Source organism: Okeania sp. SIO2F5 (genome assembly GCF_010692685.1).
GTDB lineage: Bacteria > Cyanobacteriota > Cyanobacteriia > Cyanobacteriales > Microcoleaceae > Okeania > Okeania hirsuta.
In genome coordinates this window covers 1-1,695 of sequence record NZ_JAAHGU010000297.1, presented here as the reverse complement: position 1 = coordinate 1,695, position 1,695 = coordinate 1, and the positions used below count along the sequence as shown (strand labels likewise).

Annotated in this window: 1 protein-coding gene; it reads right to left on the bottom strand. The window is 38.2% G+C overall.

Annotated features, from left to right (window positions below):
* Positions 1–371: 371 nt before the first annotated feature.
* Positions 372–1,472 (bottom strand): heat-inducible transcriptional repressor HrcA, encoded by a 1,101-nt coding sequence (locus F6K27_RS33075; protein ID WP_353734876.1) that lies wholly within the window; start codon positions 1,470–1,472, stop codon positions 372–374.
* Positions 1,473–1,695: the final 223 nt, after the last annotated feature.

Sequence of the window (1,695 nt, the reverse complement as noted above, 5' to 3'; positions counted from 1 at the left end):
ACGCATCCTTAAAACTTTAACCTTTAGCGATCGCCTAATTTATGAAAAATACAGCTCATACAGTTACTTTTATGTTACATTATCAATATTTATGTAATATGTAAAGATGCCAGCGCTCATTGCTATATTATCCGGACATGATTATAAAAATAAAAAAAGAATGCTACGAATAATGGCGCTGGTGATTTGAGGTATGATATCTTGTCCGGATAATTACTGATAGAACTCAATTCTGCGCTCCACGTTTTCGGTACGGAATGCTGCACCTGACCTGTCGCGTAGCGTTAACGTGTGTTGTGCGCCAGCTAAACAAAAAACTTTCTTCCCTACTTACTCCTAACTTTTGACTTCTAACTTTTGACTTCTGACTTCTAACTTCCTCCAATAGCTTCTGAGAGAAAATCTGCTGTAGATTTAACTATGGCGATCGCATTCTCATAAACCATTCTCGTTGGCCCCAAAACTCCTACACTTCCCAGTGGAGTTGTCCCATTCCCATAAGTTGCAGAAATCAGGGCACAACCTTGGATGGGTTCTAGAGGATTTTCCGAACCTATTCTTACTGTCACCTGGTTATCTGTACTGGGAACTTCAAATATTAAAGGCCACAACTGCTCCTGTTCTTCTTCTAATAGTTGAATAATAGTTTGAACCTGTTGCATTTTAGAGAATTCTGGTAAACGCAATACTTCTGCTATGCCACTAATCAGAATCCTAGTGTACTCTGGTGTCTGACAACGGAGAGCTAAACTTTCCAACAGATTTTTGATTGACTCAGCATACTTCTCAAACTCCCGGTCTAGCTCCGTCCAATCTAATGAAGATAATTCTCCTATTGCTCGTCCTCGTAGTTGGCTATTCAAAAAATTTGATAATATTTGTAACTCTCTGTCAATATCTTCTGGGTCAGGCAGTACAGAATTCTCTGGTAAATCTTTGCCATGTTTTTTCTGATTTACAGCCCTCAAGTCCATCATCAGAGACTGAGTTTCATAGGTATTTGTTACCACAATTAGCATGATTTTTTCTGCTTCCACTTGTACCAGTTGTAGATGTCGTAACTTAGCGGTGGCAGTTTGGGGCATTGTCACTAGGGTAATATAACCACTTAGAGTAGCCAAAATTTGAGCCGATCCTTGAAGTAGGGCCTCTAGGCGACTTTCTGGCAAATTCAATTGTTTTTGTAAAAGTTCTTCAACTTCAAAAGCCAGAGTTTCTGAAGGTTTCATTAATTGGTCAACATATATTCGGTATCCTGAGTCCGAAGGAACTCTTCCAGCTGAAGTATGAGGTTGATATAAAAGTCCTATTTTTTCCAGAAAGCTCATCCCAGTGCGAATTGTCGCTGGACTAACACTGAGATTGTACTCTTCTGCTAGAGATTTGGAGCCAACTGGTTCTGCCGTTGCAATATAATGACGAACTGTTGCCCATAGTATATGTTGATGACGATTATTAAGATTAACTTGCAGTGACATGGACGTAGAGAAAGTATATTAGGTAAAGTGCCAGACAATAGCAAAAAATATGATGTTAGTTAATCATAACACCAAAGTTATTTTTCTTTATATATAGCAATGAGCGCTGGCATCTTTACATATTACATAAATATTGATAATGTAACATAAAAGTAACTGTATGAGCTGTATTTTTCATAAATTAGGCGATCGCTAAAGGTTAAAGTTTTAAGGATGC